Source organism: Umezawaea tangerina (assembly GCF_003002815.1).
GTDB classification, from domain to species: Bacteria; Actinomycetota; Actinomycetes; order Mycobacteriales; family Pseudonocardiaceae; genus Umezawaea; species Umezawaea tangerina.
The window spans coordinates 609,949-625,229 of record NZ_PVTF01000006.1 but is presented as its reverse complement, the minus strand read 5'-3'; the positions used below and the strand labels follow the sequence as shown (position 1 = coordinate 625,229).

At 70.7% G+C, this 15,281-nt stretch carries 11 protein-coding genes and 1 pseudogene; 10 read left to right on the top strand and 2 right to left on the bottom strand.

Going from position 1 to position 15,281, the window contains the following annotated elements; genetic code table 11:
* Positions 1-156: 156 nt before the first annotated feature.
* Positions 157-957 (bottom strand): SGNH/GDSL hydrolase family protein, encoded by an 801-nt coding sequence (locus CLV43_RS23070; protein ID WP_106189297.1) that lies wholly within the window; start codon positions 955-957, stop codon positions 157-159.
* A gap of 251 nt (positions 958-1,208) precedes the next feature.
* Between CLV43_RS23070 and CLV43_RS23065 the strand changes: the two genes are divergently transcribed.
* From CLV43_RS23065 to CLV43_RS23035, 7 genes and pseudogenes are all read left to right on the top strand, one after another.
* Positions 1,209-1,811 carry a TetR/AcrR family transcriptional regulator gene (locus CLV43_RS23065; protein ID WP_106189296.1) on the top strand — a complete coding sequence of 201 codons (603 nt, stop codon included), beginning with the start codon at positions 1,209-1,211 and terminating at the stop codon, positions 1,809-1,811.
* A complete protein-coding gene (locus CLV43_RS23060; RefSeq protein WP_211304481.1) occupies positions 1,808-2,563 on the top strand; it encodes a TIGR03084 family metal-binding protein in 756 nt (251 codons plus the stop codon). The genes CLV43_RS23065 and CLV43_RS23060 overlap by 4 nt, the downstream gene beginning before the upstream one ends.
* A 56-nt stretch (positions 2,564-2,619) precedes the next feature.
* Positions 2,620-4,118 (top strand): annotated as a pseudogene (locus tag CLV43_RS23055) (acyclic terpene utilization AtuA family protein).
* Positions 4,115-5,293, top strand: a complete 1,179-nt coding sequence (locus CLV43_RS23050; protein ID WP_425445765.1) for an acyl-CoA dehydrogenase family protein — start codon at positions 4,115-4,117, stop codon at positions 5,291-5,293. The pseudogene CLV43_RS23055 and the gene CLV43_RS23050 overlap by 4 nt, the downstream one beginning before the upstream one ends.
* On the top strand, positions 5,290-6,885 hold the full coding sequence (locus tag CLV43_RS23045) for an acyl-CoA carboxylase subunit beta (protein ID WP_106189295.1): 1,596 nt from the start codon (positions 5,290-5,292) through the stop codon (positions 6,883-6,885). The genes CLV43_RS23050 and CLV43_RS23045 overlap by 4 nt, the downstream gene beginning before the upstream one ends.
* 2 nt (positions 6,886-6,887) lie before the next feature.
* Entirely contained in the window at positions 6,888-8,783 is a 1,896-nt protein-coding gene (locus CLV43_RS23040) for an ATP-binding protein (RefSeq protein ID WP_106189294.1), read from the top strand.
* Positions 8,784-8,790: 7 nt separating this feature from the next.
* Entirely contained in the window at positions 8,791-9,930 is a 1,140-nt protein-coding gene (locus CLV43_RS23035) for an acyl-CoA dehydrogenase family protein (RefSeq protein ID WP_106189374.1), read from the top strand.
* Between the two features lies 1 nt (position 9,931).
* Here CLV43_RS23035 and CLV43_RS23030 read toward each other — a convergent pair whose 3' ends face one another.
* Positions 9,932-10,738, bottom strand: coding sequence for a hypothetical protein (locus CLV43_RS23030; protein WP_146174877.1), 807 nt, complete (start codon positions 10,736-10,738; stop codon positions 9,932-9,934).
* A 499-nt stretch (positions 10,739-11,237) separates the two neighbouring features.
* On the opposite strand from CLV43_RS23030, the gene CLV43_RS23025 reads away from it, so the two are divergent.
* The 3 genes from CLV43_RS23025 to CLV43_RS23015 all read left to right on the top strand — a co-directional run bounded on the left by CLV43_RS23025 (position 11,238) and on the right by CLV43_RS23015 (position 15,244).
* The gene (locus CLV43_RS23025; RefSeq protein ID WP_106189292.1) at positions 11,238-12,425 is read left to right on the top strand and encodes a S8 family peptidase; all 1,188 of its coding nucleotides are present in this window, start codon (positions 11,238-11,240) and stop codon (positions 12,423-12,425) included.
* Between the two features lie 72 nt (positions 12,426-12,497).
* Positions 12,498-13,613: a S8 family peptidase gene (locus CLV43_RS23020; RefSeq protein WP_106189291.1), complete on the top strand. Its 1,116-nt coding sequence runs from the start codon at positions 12,498-12,500 to the stop codon at positions 13,611-13,613.
* 425 nt (positions 13,614-14,038) lie between these two features.
* The gene (locus CLV43_RS23015; protein ID WP_106189290.1) at positions 14,039-15,244 is read left to right on the top strand and encodes a S8 family peptidase; all 1,206 of its coding nucleotides are present in this window, start codon (positions 14,039-14,041) and stop codon (positions 15,242-15,244) included.
* The last annotated feature ends 37 nt before the right edge of the window (positions 15,245-15,281 follow it).

Here is a 15,281-nt window from a genome sequence, read left to right as displayed (position 1 = left end):
TTCCACCGCCGTAACACTACGGACGGTGATTTCCCTGCTGAGCTGGTGTTTTGTTCCCCATTCATATGTCGGAAGCACCGTTGTCACGTAGTTGTCCGAGCACGCCGAACACCCCTTGGGTGCACCGTCCCAAGGGGTGTTTCGCTTTCTGGCGGATCAGCCGGTAATGGCGTTCAGCGGGCCGAAGTAGCCGAGCTGGTGACCCTTTTTGTTCGGGTGGAACGACTCGTTCAGCTTGAAGATTTCCAGTGCGGTCAGGTACCAGTCGGAAGTGCAGATCTCGTGACCGTTGAACGTCGTTCGCGCGTCGAGGAACGTGAAGCCCGCCGCGGCCGCCTGGGTCGCGGTGACGCCCGCGAGCACGTCCGCGGACGCGTTGATCGCCGCCTGCTTGGGCGCGCTCAGCTGGCCGAAGCACGTGCCGCCCGGCTTGTAGATGCGCGGGTAGCCGATGACGACGACCTTGGCCGACGGGGCGTTCGCCCGGACGGCCGCGTAGGTCTTCTGCAACGCGGGCGCGACCGTCGTGCGGACGACCTCGCTGGCGGCCTGGGTGCGGGTGACGCAGTCGGAGTCGGAGCCGAACGTGCAGCCGACGAGGACGTCGACGAAACCGGCGTCGTTGCCGCCGACCTGGATGGTGACCAGTGAAGTGTCCGCGGTGACCAGCGGGAGTTGCGTGCTGAGCACGTCGGCGGTCTTGGCGCCGGAGCAGGACGCCTCGGTGAACGCCACGGACGGGTGCGCGGCCGCCCAGAGGCGGGGGTAGGCGTACGGGCCGCGACGGCAGGGGTCGTCGGGGTTGTCGTAGCCGTAGGTCCCGACGCCGACCGCGTAGGAGTCGCCCAGCGCCACGTACTTGGTGATCGCGCGGGGGGCCGCGGCGGCGGAGTAGGTGCCGACCAGCAGGGAGAGGACGGCCAACAGGGGTAAGGCGATGACGCGGAACGCTCGCATTTGTTCTCCGTAGGACACCGGGCAGGGGGGAACGGCGTCTTAGGGTTAGCGGTCGATCACCCTGAGCGAAAGGGGTGGCGTCGAGAATTCACCAAAGATCGTACGGTCGGGTCAGTCGTCTCCTCCTTCCGCCACCGGCCGTCCTGCGGACCTCCGCACCACCCACAGTGGACAGTCCACGGTGGCCTGGATCACTTTCCGCACAACAATCAGGCTTGACTGTTTGTTGGTTCCGGGCCAGGATCCGGGGTATGGCACTCGAGGTGAGGCAGCGGCAGGCCGACCGCAGCCGGGAGACCAGGCGCAAGCTGATGGAGGCCACGGTCGAGTGCCTCGTCGAGCGCGGCTGGGCGCGCACCACCACGATCCTGGTCGCCGAGCGGGCGGGCGTCTCGCGCGGCGCGCAGCTGCACCACTTCCGCACGCGCGGCGAGCTGGTCGCGGGCGCGGTCGAGCACCTGGGTGCCGAGAGCGTGCTGGAGCTGAAGGAACGGGCGGTCGGCGTCGGCCGCGACCCGGTCGCCGTGGTCGGCCTGATCGCGGACTTCTACGCGAGCGACCTGTTCAGCGCCGCGCTGGAGCTGTGGGTGGCGGCGCGGACGGACGCCGAGCTGAAGACGATCGTGCTGCCGCTGCAGACGAAGATCGGGCGCGAGACGCACCGGCTGGCCGTCGAGCTGCTCGGCGCCGACGAGTCGAGACCGGGGGTGCGCGAGGCCGTGCAGATCACCCTGGACCTGGTGCGGGGCCTGGCGTTGGCCAACCAGCTCGCGGACGACCACAGAAGACGGGCGGGCATAGTGCGGCACTGGGCCGGGATGCTCGAAGCCGCCCTTGAGGAGGGCAAGCGGTGATCATCGACGTGCTGGACGACCTGCGGCTGGAGAGCGCGGAGCTGGACGACCTGGTCGCCGGCCTGGAGGACTGGTCGGTGCCGACGCCCGCCGAGGGCTGGACGGTCGCGCACCAGATCGGACATCTCGCGTGGACCGACCACGTTTCCCTGCTCGCCATCAAGGATCCCGATGCCTTCCGCGCCGGGCTGTCCGACTACACCGAGCACACCGTGGACGACCGCGCCGCCGAATGCGCGGCCCGACCGGACCTGTTGGCGTACTGGCGAGCGGGCCGCGAACAGCTGGCCGAGGCGCTCGCCGCCGTGCCGCAGGGCGAGAAGCTCCTCTGGTTCGGCCCGCCGATGAGCCCGGTGTCGATGGCGACGGCCCGGCTGATGGAGACGTGGGCGCACGGCCAGGACGTCGCGGACGCCCTCGGCGTGCACCGCGAACCGACGGAGCGGCTGCGCCACGTGGCCCACATCGGCGTCCGCACGATCCCGTTCGCGTTCCTGGTCAACGGCCTGGAGGTCCCCACCGACCCGGTGCGGGTCGAGCTGGTCGGACCGGACGGTCTGCCGTGGGTCTGGGGGCCGGAGGACGCGGCGGACCGCGTCACCGGTCCGGCGTTGGACTTCTGCCTGCTGGTCACCCAGCGAGCACACCGCGACGACCTCGCGGTGACCGCCACCGGTCCGGTCGCCGAGCAGTGGCTGCCCATCGCGCAGGCGTTCGCGGGCCCTCCCGGCGCCGGGAGGGTGGCGTCGTGATCCGGATCGGGAACGCGTCGGGGTTCTACGGCGACCGGCTCGGCGCCGTGCGGGAGATGCTGGAGGGCGGTGAGCTGGACGTGCTCACCGGTGACTACCTCGCCGAGCTGACGATGCTGATCCTCGGGCGCGACCGGGTGAAGGACGCGGGTCTCGGGTACGCGAAGACGTTCCTGCGCCAGATGGAGGACTGCCTCGGGCTGGCCGTCGAGCGCGGGGTGACGGTCGTGGCGAACGCGGGCGGCCTCAACCCGCGGGGGTTGGCGGCGGCGATCGACAAGCTCGGCGTCGGGGCGAGGATCGGTGTGGTGACGGGGGACGACCTGCGGGCGGACTTCCCGGAGGCGTTGACGGCGAACGCCTACCTCGGGGCGTGGGGGATCGCGGAGTGCGTGCGGGCCGGGGCGGACGTCGTGGTGACCGGGCGGGTGACCGACGCGTCGCTGGTGGTCGGGCCCGCGGCGGCGCACTTCGGGTGGGCGCGCGAGGACTGGGACGCGTTGGCGGGCGCGACGGTGGCGGGTCACGTGCTGGAGTGCGGGACGCAGGCGACCGGCGGCAACTACTCGTTCTTCACCTCGCTCGACGTCGACCGGCCGGGCTTCCCGATCGCCGAGGTGGAGGCCGACGGCTCGTCGGTGATCACCAAGCACGAGGGCACCGGGGGAGCGGTCACGATCGACACGGTCACCGCGCAGCTCCTCTACGAGATCGGCGACCCGGCCTACCCCGGACCGGACGTGGTGAGCCACTTCGACACGATCGAGCTGGCGGAGCACGCCCGCGGTGTGCGGATCTCGGGAGTGCGGGGGAGCCCGCCGCCGGAGACGCTGAAGGTGTGCCTCAACAGCCTCGGCGGCTTCCGCAACGGGACCACGTTCGTCCTCAGTGGACTGGACGTCCCCGAGAAGGCCGCTCTGGTGCGGAGGCAGCTGGAGGGCGCGCTGGGCACCGAGGGGCTGACCTGGACGCTGGCCCGCACCGACCAGCCGGACGCGGACACCGAGGAGACGGCCAGCGCGCTGCTGCACGTGACCATCAAGACGCCCGACCCCAAGCGCGCCAAGGCCTTCTCGCGCACGGCGATCGAGCTGGCGCTCGGCTCCTACCCCGGCTTCCACGTCACCGCGCCCCCGTCGGACGGCACCCCGTTCGGCGTCTACCGCGCCGCGTACGTGCCCCGCGACCGCGTCGCGCACCAGGCGACCCTGCCCGACGGGAAGGTGGTAGCGGTATGAAGGTCCCCCTCGGCACCATCGCGGGAGCCCGCTCGGGCGACAAGGGCGGCGACGCCAACCTCGGCGTCTGGGTCCGCACCGACGAGGCCTACGCGTGGCTGGTCGGCGAGCTGACCGTCGCCCGCCTCAAGGAGCTCCTGCCCGAGGCGGGCGAGGTCGTCCGCTACGAGCTCCCCAACCTCCGCGCCCTCAACTTCGTCCTGCACGGGTTGCTCGGCGACGGCGTGGCCTCGTCGACCCGCTTCGACCCCCAGGCCAAGGCGCTCGGCGAGTGGCTGCGTTCCCGGCACGTCGACATCCCGGAGGCGTTGCTGTGAGCACGCTCGATCCCGCAAGCGAGTCCTCGGGCATCACGGCCGACCTCTTCGCCACCCCAGAACGCAAGGAGCTGCGGGCCACGGTCCGCAAGTTCACCGAACGCGAGGTCGTGCCGCACCTGGACGACTGGGAACGGGCAGGCGAACTGCCGCGCGACCTGCACCGCGCCGCGGCGAAGGTCGGCCTGCTGGGCATCGGTTTCGCCGAGGAGGTCGGCGGCAGCGGCGGCGACCTCCTCGACAGCGTCGTGATGACCGAGGAGATCATCCAGGCGGGCGGCTCGTCCGGTCTGGTCGCGGGGCTGTTCACGCACGGCATCGCCCTCCCGCACATCGTGGACGCGGGCGACCCCGGCCTGGTCGACCGGTTCGTCCGCCCGACCCTCGCCGGCGACCTGATCGGGGCCCTCGCCATCACCGAGCCCGACGGCGGCTCGGACGTCGCGGCCCTGCGCACCACCGCGGTCCGCGACGGCGACGACTACGTCGTCAACGGCACCAAGACGTTCATCACCTCCGGTGCCCGCGCCGACTTCGTGACCACGGCGGTCCGGACGGGCGGCCCCGGCTACGGGGGCGTGAGCCTGCTGGTGGTCGACCGGGGGATCGAGGTCGTGCGCAGGCTGGAGAAGATGGGCTGGCACTGCTCCGACACGGCCGAACTGTCCTTCGTGGACACCCGCGTCCCCGCCGCGAACCTGGTCGGACCGGAGAACGGCGGCTTCGCCCTGGTCATGCGCCAGTTCCAGGTCGAGCGCATCACCATGGCCGTCGAGGCCTACGCCACCGCCCAGCGCTGCCTCGACCTCACGCTCGCCTACGTCCGCACCCGCGAGACCTTCGGCAAGCCGCTGGTCAAGCGCCAGCTGGTCAGCCACAAGCTCGTCGAGATGGCCCAGCGCACCGAACTGGCCCGCACCTACACCAGGGAGGTCGCCGCGATGATCGCCGACGGCCGCGAGTGCGTCGCCCAGGTCTGCTTCGCCAAGAACGCCGCCGTCGCCGCCTGCGACTTCGTCGTGGACGAGGCCGTGCAGCTGCACGGCGGCTTCGGCTACCTGCGCGACGCCGAGGTCGAACGCCACTACCGCGACGCCCGCATCCTCGGCATCGGCGGCGGCACCACCGAAGTCATGGCCGAACTGGCCGCCCGCCGATTGGGGTACACGTCATGACCACGCTGCACTCGGTGCTGGACACCGGATCGGCGGACTACCACGACAACCGGTCCGCGCTGCTCGGCAAGATCGCGGAGCTGGACGGCGAGCAGGCCAAGGCGCTGGCCGGTGGTGGGCCCAAGTACACCGAGCGCCACCACAAGCGCGGCAAGCTCCTCGCCCGCGAGCGGATCGAGCTGCTGGTGGACCGGGACAGCCCGTTCCTGGAGCTGTCACCGCTGGCGGCGTGGGGCACGGACTTCCCGGTCGGCGCCAGCGTGGTCACGGGCATCGGTGTCGTCGAGGGCGTCGAGTGCCTGGTCGTGGCCAACGACCCGACGGTGCGCGGCGGCGCGAGCAACCCGTGGACGCTGCGCAAGACCTTCCGCGCCAACGACATCGCGTTCGCGAACCGGCTCCCGGTGGTGAGCCTGGTCGAGTCCGGCGGTGCGGACCTGCCGAGCCAGGCCGAGATCTTCATCCCCGGCGGGCGGGCGTTCCGGGACCTGACGCGGTTGTCGGCGGCGGGCATCCCGACGGTGACGGCGGTGTTCGGCAACGCGACCGCGGGCGGGGCGTACGTGCCGGGCATGTCCGACCACGTGGTCATGGTCAAGGACCGCTCGAAGGTGTTCCTCGGCGGTCCGCCGCTGGTCAAGATGGCCACCGGCGAGGAGGCCGAGGACGAGGCGCTGGGCGGCGCGCACATGCACGGCACGGTGTCCGGACTGGCGGACTACGTGGCCGAGGACGAGGTGGACGCGATCCGGCTGACCAGGCGGATCGTGGCGCGGCTGAACTGGCGCAAGCTCGGACCGGAGCCGAAACCCGTGGAGGAACCGCTCTACGGCGCCGAGGAGCTGCTGGGGCTCGTGCCGACCGACCCGCGGGTCCCGTTCGACCCGCGCGAGGTGATCGCGCGGATCGTGGACGGCTCGCGGTTCGACGAGTTCAAGCCGGGCTACGGCACGAGCCTGGTCACGGGGTGGGCCGACCTGCACGGGTACCCGGTCGGGATCCTGGCGAACGCGCGCGGGGTGCTGTTCAGCGAGGAGTCGCAGAAGGCGACGCAGTTCATCCAGCTGGCGAACTCGGCGGACACCCCGCTGCTCTTCCTGCAGAACACCACCGGCTACATGGTGGGCGCGCGGTACGAGCAGGGCGGGATCATCAAGCACGGCGCGATGATGATCAACGCGGTGTCGAACAGCCGGGTGCCGCACCTGACCGTGAACCTGGGCGCGTCCTACGGGGCGGGCAACTACGGGATGTGCGGGCGGGCGTTCGACCCGCGGTTCCTGTTCACCTGGCCCAACGCCAAGTCCGCCGTGATGGGCCCCGTGCAGCTCGCCGGGGTGCTGTCCATCGTCGCGCGGCAGGCCGCGGCGGCGAAGGGGCAGGACTACAACGAAGACCACGACGCGGCGATGCGGGAGATGGTCGAGGGGCAGATCGAGCAGCAGTCGCTGGCTCCGTTCCTGTCCGGTCGGCTGTACGACGACGGGGTCATCGACCCCCGTGACACCCGGACCGTGCTCGGCCTGTGCCTGTCCGCCGTCCACAGTGGACCGATCAAGGGCGCCGAGGGCTACGGCGTCTTCCGGATGTGACCATGATCCAGACCTTGTTGATCGCGAACCGCGGCGAGATCGCCCGTCGCGTCATCCGCACGTGCCGCGACCTCGGCATCTCGCCGGTCGCCGTGCACTCCGACCCGGACGCCGACGCGCCGCACGTCGAGGAGGCCGATGCGGCCGTCCGGCTGCCCGGCGCCACCCCGGCCGAGACGTACCTGCGCGCCGACCTGCTGGTCGACGCCGCTCTGAGGGCCGGGGCGGACGCGGTGCACCCCGGTTACGGGTTCCTCTCCGAGAACGCCGACTTCGCCCGCGCGGTGCTGGCCGCCGGGCTGACCTGGGTCGGGCCGACCCCGGAGGCCATCGAGGCCATGGGGTCGAAGGTCGCCGCGAAGAAGCGGATGGCCGCGGCGGGCGTGCCGGTGCTGGCCGAGCTCGACCCCGAGACCGCCGACGTGTTCCCGTTGCTGGTCAAGGCGTCCGCGGGCGGCGGTGGCCGGGGTATGCGGGTGGTCCGGGCGAAGGAGGAGCTGGCGGAGGCCGTCGCGGGTGCCCGGCGCGAGGCCGAGTCGGCGTTCGGCGACGGCACGGTGTTCTGCGAACCGCTGCTGGAGGGCGCCCGGCACGTCGAGGTGCAGGTGCTCGCCGACGCGCACGGCACGGTGTGGGTGCTGGGCGAGCGGGAGTGCTCGATCCAGCGGCGGCACCAGAAGATCGTGGAGGAGACCCCGAGTCCGGCGGTGGGTCCCGAGGCGCGCCAACGGCTCTACGACGCCGCCACGGCCGCCGCGGAGGCGATCGGGTACGTCGGCGCCGGCACCGTCGAGTTCCTGTTCTCCGACGGCGACTTCCACTTCCTCGAGGTCAACACCCGCCTCCAGGTCGAGCACCCGGTCACCGAGCTGGTCTTCGGGGTCGACCTGGTGGCCTGGCAGCTCGCCATCGCCGAAGGCGCGCGGCTCCCGGCCGAACCGCCGACGCCGAACGGCCACGCGATCGAGGTCCGCCTCTACGCCGAGGACCCGACGCGGGACTGGCGGCCCGCAAGCGGCACGCTGCACCGGTTCGAGGTGCCCGGCGACGTCCGCGTGGACAGCGGTGTCGAGAGCGGCTCGGTCGTCGGCGTGCACTACGACCCCATGTTGGCCAAGGTGATCGCGTGGGCGCCGGACCGGACCAGCGCGGCCCGCAAGCTCGCCGCCGCGCTCGCGGCCAGCCGGGTCCACGGCCTGGTCACGAACCGCGACCTGCTCGTGGACGTCCTGCGGCACCCGGAGTTCGTCGACGGCAACACCCACACCGGGTTCCTCGACGAGCACCGCCTCACGCCGGCCAAGGAGCGCGACCTAGCGCCGAGCGCGTTGGCCGCGGCACTGGCTCAGGCCGCGCGACGGCGCACGGGCGCGTTGCCCAGCGGCTGGCGCAACCTGCCGTCGCAGCCGCAGCGGGTGAGCTACGAGGGTGTCGACGTCGAGTACCGGCACACCCGCGACGGCGTGGTCACGAACCTCCCGTTGACAGTTGTGGACGCGAACGAAGACGTGGTGACGCTCGAACTCGATGGTGTGCGGAAACGTTTCCACGTCGCGGTCTACGGCGACACCGTCGAGGTCGACTCGCCGCTGGGCGCCGTGACGCTCAGGGTCGTGCCCCGCTTCCCCGCCCCGGAGACGAAGGTGGCGCCCGGCGCGACGGTCGCGCCGATGCCCGGCACGGTCGTGCGGGTCGCGGTCGAGCAGGGGCAACGGGTCGAGGCGGGCGCGGAGCTGCTCGTGCTGGAAGCGATGAAGATGGAGCACCGGGTCCTCGCCTCGACCGCGGGCACGGTCACCGAGCTGCGGATCACCCAAGGGCAGCAGGTCGACTCGGGCGACGTGCTGGTCGTGGTGGCCGACGACTCGCTCGCGGAGTCGAGCGGACAGGGAGCATGAGATGAGCATCAACTTCACCGAGAGCGACGAGCGCCGGGCGCTGCGCGCGGCCGTGGCGGACCTGGGCTCCCGCTACGGCCACGAGTACTTCGTCTCCAAGGCCCGCGCGGGGGAGAAGACCGACGAGCTGTGGGCCGAGGCGGGCAAGCTCGGATACCTCGGAGTGGCGGTACCGGAGGAGTACGGCGGCGGTGGCGGCGGCATCGGAGACCTGGCCGCTGTCTGTGAAGAGTTGGCACGGGCGGGCAGCCCGATGCTGCTCATGGTGGTCTCCCCGGCCATCTGCGCCACGGTGATCGCCCGCTTCGGCACCGACGCGCAGAAGCAGCGGTGGCTGCCCGGCTTCGCCGAGGGCACCACCAAGATGGCGTTCGCGATCACCGAGCCGGACGCGGGCTCGAACTCGCACCGGCTCGCCACGAGGGTCCGCCGCGACGGCGACGAGTGGGTCCTGTCCGGCGGCAAGTACTACATCTCCGGCGTGGACGAGGTCCAGGCCGTGCTGGTCGTGGCGTTCAGCGAGACCGGCCCGGCGCTGATGATCGTGCCCACGGACGTCGCGGGCCTGACCTACCGGCCCATCGAGATGGACATCGTCTCGCCGGAGAAGCAGTTCACCATGTTCTTCGACGACGTCCGCCTGCCCTCGGACGCCCTGGTGGGCTCCGAGGACGCCGGGTTGGCCCAGCTGTTCGCCGGGCTCAACCCGGAGCGCATCATGGCGGCGTCGTTCGCCACTGGTATGGCCCGCAGGGCCCTGGACAAGGCGGCGGAGTACGCCCGCACCAGGTCGGTCTGGGGGGCGCCCATCGGCTCCCACCAGGGGCTGGCCCACCCGCTGGCGCAGTGCGCCATCCAGGTGGAGCTGGCCCGCGTGATGACCCAGAAAGCCGCCGCGCTCTACGACGCGGGGCAGGACAAGGCGGCCGGTGAATCGGCCAACATGGCGAAGTACGCGGCCGGGGAAGCGGTTGCCACCGCGGTCGACCTGGCCATCCAGGTGCACGGCGGCAACGGTCTCGCCACCGAGTACGGACTGGGCTCGCTGTTGTCCGCGTCACGTATTTCCCGAATCGCCCCGGTGAGCCGGGAAATGATCCTCAACTACGTGGCGCAGCACACCCTGAACCTGCCCCGGTCCTATTAGTTTAGCTAAGAACCCATTCCCATCTGATGCCGAAAATTCCCGGCCCGAAGTCGCGCGATGTGGCGAACGCGTAACCCCACTCGTCCACCTCGATCTCGGTGCCCTGCTCGAGATCGGGCGTGGAGAAGCGCTCGCACCGCGCGGGCAGGCACCGGGAGTCGAAGCGGACCTCCAGCGAGTACTCCCGGACGGGCAGCCGGAAGCGGCGGAAGTGCGAGGTCTCCAGCGCGGGGTAGGGCGCCTCGTCCTGGAGCAGCTCGTACTCCAGCACCAGCGTCTCGCCCTGCCGCAACGGCTTCGGGAACAGCAGCTCGGCGACCAGGATCCCGCTGGTGGGGTCCGCTATCAACCGCCCGAGCCTGCACGAACGCAGCATCCCGACCGAGGGCAGCGGGTTGCCGGGGGCGTCGGTGTCGTACACCAGCACCCACCGGTCGACGCCGCTGCGGTCGGCCCGCAGGGTGTGCCGGGAGCGCAGTCTGCGGGTCCCGCCGTCGGCCCCGATCTCGACCCGGTCCTGCTGGGAGACCCGGCTCAGCCCGGTGTCGGAACTGGTGTCGACGCCCGCGAGCAGCTGCGCGAGCCGGACGTTGTCCCGCCCCGCGCCCTGGACCTGCGGTGTCGGGGGACGGACCCGGCCGCGTCCGCGCGGCCTCGGTGGTCCGAGGAGTTGGCTCAACGCCCCTTCGGGGAGGTCGAGCACGTCTTCGAGGTGGCCCAACGCGAGCAGCGAGTCCGGTCGTTCCGGCCTGCGCCTGCCCGACTGCCAGTAGCTCAGCGCCGTGATGCTGATCGGTGCTCCGCGCATCTGCAGGCGGTGCCGAATGCGGTCGAGGCTCAAGCCTTTCGCGCGGATCGCGGCACGCAGTGTTTCGGCGAACTCCTCGGCCGTTTCGGTGGCATGGCCGACCATTACCCACTCCGTTCTGGGGGAACTACAGCGGGAGCGACCCTACTGTGACAAATCAGGACGGGGGTACAGCCGTTCGGGGATGTTCCGTCGCCATTCCAGCAGCTGACACTGTTAATGAAACACCCGATTGTCGAGACTTTCGGCCCTGTTCATTCCCGACGTACGCACGGGGGCGTACCTCCGGAGGTATGCGACGATCGGCGTGGCCCTGCTGCCCCACGACGTGAGTAGGACCACTGAGGCATCTGGTCGATTTCGGACATCTCGGATCCTCAATAGCCTCGGAAGACGTGGAGCGCCTGATCACGGGCGTGACACGCGGTCGTCGTACCCCGTCTTCCGCTGCCCACGGGTCACTTCGTCGGCCGTCCCTGCGAACGACAGGAACAGACGAATGCGTGAAACACGACAGGTGCGCTGGTTGGCGGGTGCCGGGGCGGTGGTGGTCGCGGCCGCCGCGACGATCACCCTGGCAGGCACCGCGCAGGCAGCCGAGGGCACGATCCGGGCAGCGGGGGCGCCCGAGGCGATTCCCGGCAGCTACATCGTGAAGCTGAAGGACTTCTCCACGGCGTCGGTCGACTCGCTCGCGTCGAAGTTCGACGCGAAGATCGACCGCACGTACGAGGGCGGGTTCAAGGGCTTCGCGGCGACCGCGTCGGAGAAGCAGGCCAAGCGCCTGGCCGCCGACCCGTCGGTCGAGTACGTCGAGCAGAACCAGGTCTTCCACGTCGAGACCACGCAGGCCAACCCGCCGTCGTGGGGTCTGGACCGGATCGACCAGGCCAGCCTCCCGCTCAACTCCTCCTACAGCTACACCTCGACCGGCGCGGGCGTGAACGCCTACGTCATCGACACCGGTGTGCGGATCACCCACCAGACGTTCGGCGGCCGCGCGGTCAACGGCTACGACGCGGTGGACAACGACAACGTCGCGCAGGACGGCAACGGCCACGGCACGCACGTCGCAGGCACCATCGGCGGCAGCCAGTACGGCGTCGCGAAGGGCGTCAAGATCGTCGCCGTGCGCGTGCTCGACAACGGCGGCTCCGGCACGACCGCCGGTGTCGTCGCGGGCATCAACTGGGTGACCAACAACCACGTCAAGCCCGCCACGGCCAACATGAGCCTCGGCGGCGGCGCGTCCACCGCGCTGGACGACGCGGTCCGCTCCTCCATCGCGGCAGGTGTGACCTACGGCGTGGCCGCGGGCAACAGCAACGCCAACGCCAGCACGTTCTCCCCGGCCCGCGTGACGCAGGCCATCACGGTCGGCGCCACCGAGCGCACCGACGCCCGCGCCAGCTACTCGAACTTCGGCTCGGTGCTCGACGTCTTCGCGCCCGGTTCGGGCATCACCTCGTCGTGGAACACCAGCGACACCGCGACGAACACCATCAGCGGCACCTCCATGGCGACCCCGCACGTGGTCGGCGTGACGGCCCGCTACCTCCAGTCCAACCCGACCGCCTCGCCCGCCACGGTGTCCTCCGCGATCACCTCGACGGCGACCACCGGCAAGGTGACCAACCCCGGTTCCGGTTCCCCGAACCGCCTGCTGTTCCGGTCCCCGACCGCCTAGTTCGCTGTTCCCCACGGTGGCCCCGACGCGTCCCGCGTCGGGGCCACCGCCCTGCGTAGAAGGGAATCCGCCATGCGCAAGCTGTTGTCGTGCTTAGGGGTGGCCGTCCTCGGGGTGGCGCTCGCCGCCGCACCCGCCCGGGCCGCGGAGGGTGTCGTCCTCGCCGCCGGGTCGCCGACCGCGATCCCCGGCAGCTACATCGTGAAGGTCAGGAGCGGCGGCGACCGGCTCGCCGCGGCCGTCGGCGGCCGGGTGCTCACGGGCGCGTTCAACGGTTTCACCGCCTCGATGTCGGAGAAGGAGGCCAGGCGCCTGGCGGCCGACCCGTCGGTCGAGTACGTCGAGCAGAACCAGGTCGTGCACTCCACCGCGACCCAGCTCAACCCGACGTGGGGCCTCGACCGCACCGACCAGCGCGCCCTGCCGCTGGACCACGCGTACAGCTACACGTCCACCGGTCTCGGCGTGAACGTGTACGTGATCGACACCGGCATCCGCAAGACGCACGTCGACTTCGGCGGCCGCGCCCGCGACGGTTGGGACTTCGTCGACAACGACCCGGTCGCCGACGACCTCAACGGCCACGGCACGCACGTCGCCGCCACCGCGATCGGCACGACCTACGGCATCGCCAAGCAGGCCACCGCGTGGGGCGTGAAGGTGTTGGGCCCCACCGGTTCCGGTACCACGGCGGGCGTCATCGCGGGGGTCGGCTGGGTGACCAACAACTCGGTCAAGCCCGCCGTCGCCAACATGAGCATCGGCGGCTCCGCCTCGGTCGCGATGGACGACGCCGTGCGCACCTCCATCCTCAGCGGTGTCACCTACACGGTCTCCGCGGGCGGCAGCAACACCGACGTCGCGAACTACTCGCCCGCGCGCGTCGCCGAGGCGTTGACCGTCGGGGCGTCCACGATCACCGACACCAGGTCGTCGTCGTCCAACTACGGGCCGGGTGTGGACGTCTACGCGCCGGGCCAGAACGTCGTGTCGGCGTGGAACACCAGCGACACCGCCGTCAACACCCTCAGCGGCACCTCGATGTCGGCGCCGCACGTCGCCGGTGTCGCCGCCCGCTACCTCCAGTTCAACCCGACGGCCACGGCCGCGCAGGTGTCCGCGGCGATCGTGGCCGCGGGCACACCGGTGCCGTTCGGCAGGCTCCTGTACTGGGACCCGGCGCTGTAGGCAGGACCCGGTGCGGCAGGTGGCGCACGACTCCGCCGACCGCACCGGGTACGCCATTCCGCGAATCCGGCCGGCGAATTTCCGCCGTTTCGCAGGAACGTTTCCAGTCCTTTCGGGACGGTGTGAAACCACCCCTACTGGCATAGGGGGGTCGATAGACCGGCAAGTCCAGAATGCGAGTAGGAACGGTCATTTTCTCGGGCAAAACCGCAGGTAGAAACTGTTTTAACAGAGTAAAACGGGTGTGAATGTTCCCGTCTTTCACCCGTTCAGCTTATTGCTTAGGCTGCTTGAGCGTCAGCGATGGGGCTGTAGCGCACAGTGTGAGAAAAGTGTGAATCGACCAGGTGGTCGGGCCCGTTCCACGCCCCTGCAGGCGTTGGGTGGAACGGCGTCCGGACACCGTTCGAGGACGGGAATCACGAATGCGAAAGTCACCACAGGTCCGGTTCCTGGCCGGCATCCCGGCAGCGGTGCTGGCCGCCACGACGGCCACCCTGCTGGCGTCCCCGGCCACCGCGGCGGAGGGCGGGATCCGCGACGCGGACGCCGCGAACAAGGTTCCGAACAGCTACATCGTGAAGTTCAAGGACAGCGAGGTCACCGAGGCCACCGCGGAGGCGTCGGCCAACCGGGCCGCGGCCGGTGTCGGCGGCGGCGTCGACCGGGTGTTCGGCACCGCGCTGCGCGGGTTCACCGTGAAGCTGTCCGAGGACCAGGCGAGGCGGCTCGCGGCCAACCCCGCCGTCGAGTACGTCGAGCAGGACCAGGTGTTCCAGGTCGACACGACGCAGGCGAACCCGCCGTCGTGGGGGCTGGACCGGGTCGACCAGGCGAACCTGCCGCTCAGTTCGTCCTACGACTTCACCTCGACCGGCGCGGGCGTCACCGCGTACGTGATCGACACCGGGGTGCGGATCAGCCACAGCACGTTCGGCGGGCGCGCGTCCAACGGCCGCGACTTCGTCGACGGCGACAACGTCGCGCAGGACGGCAACGGCCACGGCACGCACGTCGCCGGCACCATCGCGGGCAGCCAGTACGGCATCGCCAAGGCCGCGAAGATCGTCGGCGTGCGGGTGCTCGACAACAACGGCTCCGGCACGACCGCCGGTGTGGTGGCGGGCATCGACTGGGTGACCGCGAACGCCGTCAAGCCCGCCGTGGCCAACATGAGCCTGGGCGGCGGCGCCTCCACCACGATCGACAACGCCGTGCGCCGGTCCATCGCCTCCGGCGTGACCTACGCCGTCGCGGCGGGCAACAGCAACGCCAACGCGAGCACGTCGTCCCCGGCGCGGGTCGCCGAGGCCATCACGGTCGGCGCCACCGAGCGCACCGACGCCCGCGCGAGCTACTCGAACTTCGGCTCGGTGCTGGACATCTTCGCGCCCGGTTCGGGCATCACCTCGTCGTGGAACACCAGCGACACGGCGACGAACACGATCAGCGGTACCTCGATGGCGACCCCGCACGTCGCCGGGATCGCGGCCCGCTTCCTCCAGAACAACAAGAACGCCACGCCCGCCCAGGTGTCCGCCGCGCTCGTCTCGGCGTCCACCAAGGACAAGGTGACCAACCCCGGCTCGGGCTCCCCGAACCGGCTGCTGTTCCTGGCGCCGAACGCCTGACGGGCCCGTAACCCGTTCGGGTAGCGGGAATCCCAGT

Excerpts from the sequence above, each read along its gene's own strand:
- CLV43_RS23070 (WP_106189297.1), bottom strand. The coding sequence starts at position 957 with ATGCGAGCGTTCCGCGTCATCGCCTTACCCCTGTTGGCCGTCCTCTCC.
- CLV43_RS23065 (WP_106189296.1), top strand. The coding sequence starts at position 1,209 with ATGGCACTCGAGGTGAGGCAGCGGCAGGCCGACCGCAGCCGGGAGACC.
- CLV43_RS23045 (WP_106189295.1), top strand. The coding sequence starts at position 5,290 with ATGACCACGCTGCACTCGGTGCTGGACACCGGATCGGCGGACTACCAC.
- CLV43_RS23040 (WP_106189294.1), top strand. The coding sequence starts at position 6,888 with ATGATCCAGACCTTGTTGATCGCGAACCGCGGCGAGATCGCCCGTCGC.
- CLV43_RS23030 (WP_146174877.1), bottom strand. The coding sequence starts at position 10,738 with ATGCGCGGAGCACCGATCAGCATCACGGCGCTGAGCTACTGGCAGTCG.
- CLV43_RS23025 (WP_106189292.1), top strand. The coding sequence starts at position 11,238 with ATGCGTGAAACACGACAGGTGCGCTGGTTGGCGGGTGCCGGGGCGGTG.
- CLV43_RS23020 (WP_106189291.1), top strand. The coding sequence starts at position 12,498 with ATGCGCAAGCTGTTGTCGTGCTTAGGGGTGGCCGTCCTCGGGGTGGCG.
- CLV43_RS23015 (WP_106189290.1), top strand. The coding sequence starts at position 14,039 with ATGCGAAAGTCACCACAGGTCCGGTTCCTGGCCGGCATCCCGGCAGCG.